The following is a 9,190-nucleotide window of genomic DNA, read 5'->3' as shown; positions in this document are numbered from 1 at the left end:
GGCCTCGCCTCCCCCGGCCGGGGCAGCGCGGAACTGAGCACCTGGCGCACCGCCATGGCCGCCGGGGGGGCCGGGCCCCCCCCCCCCGCCAGCCCCCCCGCCCGGCGGTCCCGCGCCCCCCCCCCCCAGGCGGGGGGCCCCCCGCGCGCGCCGCCCGCGCCCCCCCCCTTTCGCGTACGCGAAGCCGCGCGCCCGGACCTCAGAGCCCGGCGGTGTCCCGGCGGACCGACGGCCGGCGGCTCGCGATCACCCTGGCGGCGAGCGAGCGCGGGCTGGTCAGGAAGCCGTAGCCCCAGCACACGTGCATGGTGGCCAGGGCGACGGGGATCCGCAGCCGGGCCGCGAGCGAGAGGCCCTTGCCGGCCGGGACCGACCCGACGGTGATCGCCGCGAGGTAGCCGGCCGGGAGGACGAAGGCCCACGGGGTGACGGCCGCACCGACGACCACCCCGGCCGCGATGGCGCAGACGGCGGCCGGCGCCGCGAGGTAGCGCAGGTTGATGGAGCCCGCGTGGTAGCGGGCCACCACGTGGCGCCAGCGCCCGTAGTCCTTGTACTGCTTGGCGAGCGCCCGCACGGAGGGCCTCGGGCGGTACTGGACCTTGAGCTCGGGCGAGAACCAGATGAGCCCGCCGGCCTCGCGGATGCGGAAGTTCAGCTCCCAGTCCTGGGCGCGGATGAACTCCACGTTGTAGCCGCCGGCCTTCTCCAGCGCCTCGCGCCGGAACACCCCGAGGTACACGGTGTCCGCGGGGCCGGCCTTGCCTCCGGTGTGGAAGGCCGCGTTGCCGACGCCGATCCTCGAGGTCATCGCGGCGGCGACGGCGTCCTCCCAGGGGTTCTCGCCCTCGGCGTGCATGATGCCGCCGACGTTCTGCGCCCCGGTCTCCTCCAGGAGGCGGACCGCGGTGGCGATGTAATTGGGGGAGAGCATGCCGTGGCCGTCCACGCGCACCACGATCGGATGGCGCGAGGCCTTGATGGCGGCGTTGAGGGCCGCGGGCGTACGGCCGGTGGGATTCGGCACGGTACGGACGCGGGCTCGTGCGTGGGAGGCGGTTTCGCGCACGAGTTCGGCGGCGATCTCGTCGGTGCGGTCCGTGGACGGCCCGAGCGCGATCACCACCTCCATTTCGCCTGCGTACTCCTGTCCGAGGATGTGGCGGACCGAGTCACGCAGATAGCGCTCCTCGTTGAGCACCGGCATGATCACCGAGACTGCGGGCTGCTGGGCGGGCATGTGGTCCTTCAAGGTCGGGTATCGGTGTCACGTTACCGCGTACGGGGGAACCCGGTGCGCGCCGGATGAGCGGTAAGGACAGAGGTTGATCGTATGGACCTACTGTTCTGACGAATCAGCCGAATGTGGCACCTCCCCGATCCGTCCCGACCCGCTGCCCCCGCGGAGGTTTCCCCCGTGCCCCAGCCGCACCGTCCCACCCGGCCCGCCCGGCCGACGCAGCGCGCGCAGCGGGCCGGAAGACCGGCAGGAAACCGCGAGGGCTCCCCGCGGCCGCCCGACAAGCCCCGCTGGGGGGTCCGCATCGCGGCCGGGCTGTCGGTGGTGGTGCTCGGCTCCGGGGCCGTCGGGCACGCCGTGATGACCGGTCTGGACACCGGGATCCAGCGGGTCGACCCCTTCAAGGACATGAAGAACCGCCCGCAGGCCGGGCACGGGGTGAACTTCCTGCTCGTCGGCACCGACGGCCGGGAGAAGATCAGCAAGGACGAGAAGCGCGACTACCGGCTCGGCGGGGCCCCCTGCCACTGCACCGACACCGTCATGCTGGTCCACCTCTCGGCGGACCGGACCCGGGCGAGCGTGGTCAGCCTCCCCCGTGACAGCTACGTGGAACTGCCCGCGCACCTGGACGAGGCCGGCGGCAAGCAGCACGGTTCCCACCCGGTGAAGCTCAACGCCGCCTACGCCGAGGGCGGGCCCAACCTGACCGTGCGCACCGTGGAGAACATGACCCGGGTGAAGATCGACCACTACCTGGAGGTCGACTTCACCAGCTTCATGCGGACGGTGGACGCCATGGGCGGCGTGGACATCTGCACCGCGAAGACCATGCGCGATCCCAACACCGGCCTCGACCTGCTCCCCGGCACCCACCGGCTCAACGGTGGCCAGGCACTGCAGTACGTGCGCTCGCGCCATGTGGACGGGGCCTCGGACCTCGGCCGGATGCAGCGCCAGCAGCGGTTCATCGCCGCGCTGATCAGGCAGGCCACCCGGGGCGGGGTGCTGCTCAACCCGGTCAAGTTCAAGGAGGTCAGCTCCACCCTGCTCGGGTCCGTGCGGGCCGACAGGGACTTCGGCTCGGAGCAGATGCTGGCCCTGGGGCAGGCGATGCGCGATTTCACCCCGTCCTCCTCGGAGTTCGCCTCCGTACCCGTCGGCAACCCCTCCTTCCCGGTCAAGGGCCTCGGCTCCACCGTGAAGTGGGACGAGACCAAGGCCGCGAAGCTCTTCGAGGCACTGCGCGAAGACCGTCCGCTGGCCCCGGCGCCCACCCCCGGCCGGCCGGTGCACAAGCAGCCCGCGGTGGCCGTGGACGTGGCTCCGCAGCAGGTCCGGGTGCAGGTGGAGAACGGCACCCGCATCGACGGGCTGGGCACCCGGGTGGACTCGGCGCTGCGCGCCACGGGTTTCGACACCACCCGGGCTCCGGGGAACGGCTCGAGCCGCGAGGTCAAGCGCACGGTGATCACGTACGACCCGCGCTGGGACCGTTCGGCCCGTACGGTGTCCACCGCGCTGCCCGGGAGCGAGATGCGGGCCGTACCGGGCCAGGGGCGGACGGTCGTGGTCATCGCCGGGGCCGACTACCGCAAGGTGGTGGAGGTGCGTGCGGAGGACCCGTACCAAGGTGAATTCGGCGTGGTCACGGGCGATCAGGTGGTCTGCGGGACATAACCCTCCGGCCCCGGCCCGGCCCCCCGGTGGGGCGGCCGGGGCGGCGGGCGCCGGGTGGAGAGGCCCGGCGGAGAGGCCCGGCGGAGGGCCGGCGGGGGCCCGGGGGCGTCAGAGTCCCTCGGAACCCGTCAGAGCTCGTCGAAGCCCTGGGCGGCGCGCTGCTCGCGCAGCTCCATGATCGCCCGGCGGCGGGCGAGGCGGTGGGTGCGGCGGATCTGGGCCTCCTGGTAGCGCCGCTCGTCCTGCTCGCTCTCCGGGACGACCGGCGGGACCTGGCGGGGCTTGCCGTCGGAGTCCACGGCGGTGAAGACGAGGTAGGCGCTGCCGACCTGGGTGGCGGGGGTGGACTCGTTCCACCGCTCCGCGAGGACCCGTACGCCGATCTCCATGGAGGAGCGGCCGGTCCAGTTGCACTGGGCCTTCACGTGGACGAGGTCGCCGACGCGCACGGGGGCCAGGAAGGCCATCTCGTCCATGGAGGCGGTGACCGCGGGACCGCCGGAGTGCCGGCCCGCCACGGCGCCGGCCGCGTCGTCCACCAGCTTCATGATCACGCCGCCGTGCACGGTACCGAGGAGGTTGGTGTCGTTGGCGGTCATGATGTGGCTGAGGGTGGTGCGGGAGGCCGAGACCGGCTTCCGGGGCAGCTCGCCCGGTATCTCTGTCATGGAGCCACTCTAAGTGCGGTGCGCGGGCATCAGCTCTGCAACAGCAGCGGTACGAACCCGCCCCCGGGCTGTTCCGCGGCCCGCTCGGCCAGGCATTCTGTGCACATGAGTGACTGGGACGGGTGGAGCGGCGAGCGCGACGAGCGCGGCCGCCGCGATGACGGGTACGGACGCGGCAGCGGCCAGGCGGAGTCCGAGGGTGCGCGGCGGATGCGGCACGTCCAGCGGCCGGCCCCGCCCGCCCAGGCGGCGCAGCCCGCGTACCCGCCGCGCAGGCCCGCGCAGCCGCCCGTCGGGCCCGGCGGCCCGGCCCGCACCCCGTACGTGCCCCCGCAGCAGGGCGGCTCGTACAGCGGCAGCGGGGCCGGCGGCTCCGGTTCCGGTGAGGGCGGGTTCGACAGCGGTTACAACACGGGCCAGGTCTACGGTGGCGGCAGCCAGCAGCCTCCGGCCGGGCCCGGCAGACGCGACCGGGGCGGTCCGGCGGGTCCCGCGGGTCCGGCCCCGGACTGGCGCAAGCGGATCAAGATCGGCTCGATCGTGCTGGTCTCGGGCCTGCTCGTGACGGGCATCGGCACCTACTTCTGGGCCGATTCGAACGTGCGCCGCGAGGTCGACCTCTCCAAGGTCATCGAGCGCCCGAAGGAGGGCGACTGCACGACCTACCTGATCGTGGGCTCCGACAGCCGCGAGGGCATGTCCGCCGAGGAGAAGAAGAAGCTGCACACGGGCTCGGCCGAGGGCAAGCGGACCGACTCGATGATGATCCTGGCGAAGTGCTCCAGCGGGAACACGATGGTCTCGCTGCCGCGCGACTCGGACGTGGAGATCCCCTCCTTCGTCGGCTCGGAGTCGGGCAAGAAGTTCGCCGGCACGGGCAAGCGGACCAAGCTGAACGCGGCGTACGCCGAGGACGGCCCGGAGCTGCTGGTCCGGACGGTGGAGTTCAACACCGGCCTGCGCATCGACCACTACGCGGAGATCGGCTTCGCCGGCTTCGCGAACATCGTGGACGCGCTGGGCGGGGTGGAGCTGAACATCGAGAAGGGGTTCAAGGACGAGAAGTCCGGGGCCGACTTCAAGGAGGGCACGCAGACGCTGAACGGCGAGCAGTCGCTGGCCTACGTGCGCACCCGCTACGCCTTCGCCGAGTCGGACCTCCAGCGGACGAAGAACCAGCAGAAGTTCCTGTCGGCGCTGGCGAGCCAGGCGGCGACGCCGTCCACGGTCCTCAACCCGTTCACGCTGTACCCGGTGCTGGGCGCCGGCCTGGACACGCTGATCGTGGACAAGGACATGTCCCTGTGGGACATGGGCCAGATGTTCTTCGCGATGAAGGGCATCAGCAGCGGCGACGGGGTCTCGATGAACATGCCGATCTCCGGACAGCGCGGCGGGAACCTCGTCTGGGACAAGGCGCAGGTCCAGCAGCTCGTCCAGCAGATCCAGAAGGACCAGAAGGTCACCGTCCGCGGCAACTAGTGCCGTGACCGGAAGGGTCCGCGAGCGGCGGCGGGGCCGCACGGCACCCGCCGTCGGTCAGCGGTCCGAGGAGAAGCGGACCGCGCCGGCGGGGACCTCCGCCTCGCACCACACCCGTACCCCGGCGCGCAGCTCGTTGTCGGCGCCGACCACGGCCCCGTCGCCGATGACGGCGCGGTCCAGCACGGTGCGCGGGCCGACCGAGGCGCGCGCGCCGACCAGGCTGGCGTCCACCCGGGTGTCCGGTCCCACGACCGCGCCGTCGAGCACGATGGAGCCCCGGACGACGGCTCCCGCGCCGATGCGGGCGCCGGCTCCGACCACGGTCCCGCCCGAGAGCACCGCTCCGTCGGCCACCTCGGCGCCCGGGAGCACCAGGGATTCGCCGCGGGGGCCGGGGACCGCCGGGGAGGAGACGATCCCGCGCACGAGATCGGCCGAGGCCTGGACGAAGGCCTCGGGCTTGCCGAGGTCCAGCCAGTAGGTGCTGTCGGTGAATCCGCGCAGCCTGGCGCCGGAGGCGAGCAGGCCGGGGAAGGTCTCGCGTTCCACGGAGACGGCGCGGCCGGCCGGGATGGAGTCGATCACGCTGCGGCGGAAGACGTAGCAGCCGGCGTTGATCTGGTCGGTGGTGATCTCTTCGGGGGTCTTCGGCTTCTCGGTGAAGTCCAGCACCCGTCCCTCGGAGTCGGTGGGGACCAGCCCGAAGGCGCGGGGGTCCGCGACCCGTACGAGGTGCAGGGAGACGTCGGCGTCGGTCTTCAGGTGGGACTCGACCAGGCCGGCGATGTCCAGTCCGGTGAGGATGTCCCCGTTGAAGACGAGGACCGGGGAGTCCGGGCCGCCGGTCAGGCGTGCGGCGGCGTTGCGGATGGCTCCGCCGGTGCCCAGGGGCTCGTCCTCGACCACGTACTCGAGGCTGAGGCCGAAGGCGGATCCGTCGCCGAAGTAGGGCTCGAAGACCTCGGCGAGGTAGCAGGTGGCCATCACGACGCGGGTGACGCCGGCGGCGGCGGCCCTGGCTATCTGATGGGCGAGGAAGGGAACACCAGCCGCCGGAACCATCGGTTTGGGGGTGTTCACCGTGACGGGGCGCAGCCGCGTCCCCTGCCCGCCGACCAGCAGGATCGCTTCCGTCATGTGCCTTCTCCCCCAACCGGTCGGGCGTTCGAGACCCCAAGCTAGCCCATCGCGGGGACCGAGCCGTCCGGGGCGCCCCTCGTCGGGGGCGCCGGGGCCAGGGCCGGCCCGTACGAAAGGCCCCCGGCAGCGTGCCGGGGGCCTCCTCGTCCGCACCCGGACGCCTCCGGGCCCGTGCTGACCTGCGAAAATCCTGCTACGGCAGGTTCCTCGCCATGACGATCCGCTGGACCTGATTCGTGCCTTCATAAATCTGGGTGATCTTCGCGTCGCGCATCATGCGCTCCACCGGGTAGTCCCGCGTGTAGCCGTAGCCACCGAGGAGCTGGACCGCGTCGGTGGTGACCTCCATGGCCACGTCGGAGGCGAAGCACTTGGCCGCGGCGCCGAAGAAGGTGAGGTCCTCGTGGGGACCGCCGCCGGAGACGCGCTCCGAGCGGGCCGCCGCCGAGTAGGTCAGCTGGCGGGCCGCCTCGATCTTCATGGCCATGTCCGCGAGCATGAACTGCACGCCCTGGAAGTCGCCGATCGGCTTGCCGAACTGCTTGCGCTCCTGGACGTAGCCCTTGGCGTAGTCCAGGGCGCCCTGCGCGATGCCGAGGGCCTGGGCCGCGATCGTGATGCGGGTGTGGTCCAGGGTCTTCATCGCGGTGGCGAAGCCGGTGCCCTCGGCGCCGATCATGCGGTCGGCGGGGATCCGCACGTTGTCGAGGTAGACCTCGCGGGTCGGCGAGCCCTTGATGCCGAGCTTCTTCTCCGGGGCGCCGAAGGAGACGCCCTCGTCGCCCTTCTCGACCACGAAGGCCGAGATGCCCTTGGAGCGCTTCTCCGGGTCGGTGACGGCCATGACCGTGTAGTACTCGGAGACGCCCGCGTTGGTGATCCAGCGCTTGACGCCGTTGAGGACCCAGAAGTCGCCGTCGCGCACCGCGCGGGTCTTCATGCCGGCCGCGTCGGAGCCCGCGTCGGGCTCGGAGAGCGCGTACGAGAACATCGCGTCGCCCTTGGCGAGCGGGCCCAGGTACTTGGCCTTGAGCTCCTCGGAGCCGGAGAGGATCACCGGGAGCGAGCCGAGCTTGTTGACGGCCGGGATGAGCGAGGAGGACGCGCAGACGCGGGCCACTTCCTCGATCACGATCACGGTGGCGAGGGCGTCGGCGCCCGCACCGCCGTAGGTCTCGGGTACGTGCACGGCGTGGAGGTCGCTGGCCACGAGGGCGTCGAGGGCCTCCTGCGGGAAGCGGGACTCCTCGTCGACCGCCGCGGCGAAGGGCATGATCTTCGCCTCGGCGAGCGCGCGGACGGACTCGCGGAGCATGTCGTGCTCCTCGGCCGGACGGTACAGGTCGAAGTCGGCAGAACCCGCCAAGATTTCTCACTCCCCAGGTGGTGCGATGCTAACTACCGTTAAGTAACCCAATCTTAGTGTCCGGTAGCCGAGAGCGACACGGGCGTCGCACGTGAGCTGCGTGACAGCGGGTGCGACGGGTTGACGGCCCGGGGTCGTCGTCGGCGACGCGGGCGGAATGCGGACCCGGCGGATCGCGCGACTATGCTCGGTTGCCGCAAACGGCCCCGCACCTCCAGGAGCACGCATGGCCCCCCTGAAGATCACTGTGATCGGCACCGGATACCTCGGCGCAACGCACGCCGCGGCGATGGCGGAGCTGGGGTTCGACGTGCTCGGGCTGGACGTGGTCCCGGAGAAGATCGAGCTGCTGGCCTCCGGCCGCGTACCGATGTACGAGCCGGGACTGGAGGAGCTGCTGGCCTCGCACGTGGCGGGGCTGCCGGGCTCCACGGGCCGGCTGCGGTTCACCACCTCCTGGGAGGAGGTCGGCGCCTTCGACGGCGACGTCCACTTCGTCTGCGTGAACACCCCGCAGAAGCACGGCGAGTACGCGTGCGACATGAGTTACGTCGACGCCGCCGTGGAGTCGCTCGCCCCGCAGCTGACCCGGCCCACCCTGGTCGTCGGCAAGTCCACCGTGCCCGTCGGCTCCGCCGAGCGCCTCTCCGCGAAGCTGGCCGCCCTCGCCCCCGCGGGCGAGGAGGTCTCCCTCGCGTGGAACCCCGAGTTCCTGCGCGAGGGCTTCGCCGTCCAGGACACCCTGCACCCCGACCGGATCGTCATCGGCGTCCACGGGGAGCACGCGGAACGCGCCGAGAAGCTGCTGCGGGAGGTCTACGCGGCCCCCATGGGCGAGGGCACCCCGCTGGTCGTCACCGACTTCCCCACCGCCGAGCTCGTCAAGACCGCCGCCAACTCCTTCCTCGCCACGAAGATCTCCTTCATCAACGCGATGGCCGAGGTCTGCGAGGCCGCCGGCGGCGACGTGGTGAAGCTGGCCGAGGCCATCGGCCACGACGAACGCATCGGGAAGAAGTTCCTGCGCGCCGGCATCGGCTTCGGCGGCGGCTGCCTCCCCAAGGACATCCGCGCCTTCATGGCCCGCGCCGGCGAGCTGGGCGCCGACCAGGCCCTCACCTTCCTGCGCGAGGTCGACTCCATCAACATGCGCCGCCGCGGCCACATGGTCGAGCTGGCCCGCGAGGCCGTCGGCGGCTCCTTCCTCGGCAAGCGCGTCGCGGTCCTGGGCGCCACCTTCAAGCCGGACTCCGACGACGTCCGCGACTCCCCCGCCCTGAACGTCGCCGGGCAGATCCACCTCCAGGGCGGCCAGGTCACCGTCTACGACCCCAAGGGCATGGACAACGCCCGCCGGGTCTTCCCCACCCTCGGCTACGCCGACTCCGCGCTGGGCGCGGCGCGCGGCGCCGAGGTGGTCCTGCACCTCACCGAATGGCGCGAGTTCCGCGACCTCGACCCGGCCGCGCTCGGCGAGGTCGTCACCGACCGGCTCGTCCTCGACGGCCGCAACGCCCTCGACCCCGAGCGCTGGCGCGCGGCCGGCTGGACGTACCGCGCCATGGGCCGGCCCCGCGCCTGACCGGCGGCCTGACCCGCAGCTGACCCGCA

Annotated in this window: 7 protein-coding genes; 3 read left to right on the top strand and 4 right to left on the bottom strand. The window is 72.1% G+C overall.

Going from position 1 to position 9,190, the window contains the following annotated elements:
- Positions 1 to 199: 199 nt before the first annotated feature.
- Positions 200 to 1,240, bottom strand: a complete 1,041-nt coding sequence (locus tag ACWF9Z_RS22620; RefSeq protein ID WP_453604606.1) for a glycosyltransferase family 2 protein — start codon at positions 1,238 to 1,240, stop codon at positions 200 to 202.
- A gap of 123 nt (positions 1,241 to 1,363) precedes the next feature.
- Here ACWF9Z_RS22620 and ACWF9Z_RS22615 point away from each other — a divergent pair, with 123 nt between their 5' ends.
- Entirely contained in the window at positions 1,364 to 2,920 is a 1,557-nt protein-coding gene (locus ACWF9Z_RS22615; RefSeq protein ID WP_453604604.1) for an LCP family glycopolymer transferase, read from the top strand.
- 128 nt (positions 2,921 to 3,048) lie between these two features.
- On the opposite strand, the gene ACWF9Z_RS22610 is transcribed toward ACWF9Z_RS22615, so the two are convergent.
- Positions 3,049 to 3,588, bottom strand: coding sequence for an acyl-CoA thioesterase (locus ACWF9Z_RS22610; protein WP_453604603.1), 540 nt, complete (start codon positions 3,586 to 3,588; stop codon positions 3,049 to 3,051).
- A 105-nt stretch (positions 3,589 to 3,693) separates the two neighbouring features.
- Here ACWF9Z_RS22610 and ACWF9Z_RS22605 point away from each other — a divergent pair, with 105 nt between their 5' ends.
- Positions 3,694 to 5,070 (top strand): LCP family protein, encoded by a 1,377-nt coding sequence (locus ACWF9Z_RS22605; RefSeq protein WP_453604601.1) that lies wholly within the window; start codon positions 3,694 to 3,696, stop codon positions 5,068 to 5,070.
- Positions 5,071 to 5,127: 57 nt separating this feature from the next.
- Here the strand turns inward: ACWF9Z_RS22605 and ACWF9Z_RS22600 are convergent, their stop codons facing one another.
- The gene (locus ACWF9Z_RS22600; RefSeq protein WP_453604599.1) at positions 5,128 to 6,210 is read right to left on the bottom strand and encodes a sugar phosphate nucleotidyltransferase; all 1,083 of its coding nucleotides are present in this window, start codon (positions 6,208 to 6,210) and stop codon (positions 5,128 to 5,130) included.
- A gap of 196 nt (positions 6,211 to 6,406) precedes the next feature.
- Entirely contained in the window at positions 6,407 to 7,579 is a 1,173-nt protein-coding gene (locus ACWF9Z_RS22595; RefSeq protein ID WP_356655534.1) for an acyl-CoA dehydrogenase family protein, read from the bottom strand.
- A 226-nt stretch (positions 7,580 to 7,805) separates the two neighbouring features.
- On the opposite strand from ACWF9Z_RS22595, the gene ACWF9Z_RS22590 reads away from it, so the two are divergent.
- Positions 7,806 to 9,161 (top strand): UDP-glucose dehydrogenase family protein, encoded by a 1,356-nt coding sequence (locus ACWF9Z_RS22590; RefSeq protein WP_453604596.1) that lies wholly within the window; start codon positions 7,806 to 7,808, stop codon positions 9,159 to 9,161.
- Positions 9,162 to 9,190: the final 29 nt, after the last annotated feature.

It is taken from the genome of Streptomyces sp. NPDC054961 (assembly GCF_053609145.1).
This window is presented reverse-complemented; position numbering and strand designations above follow the sequence as displayed.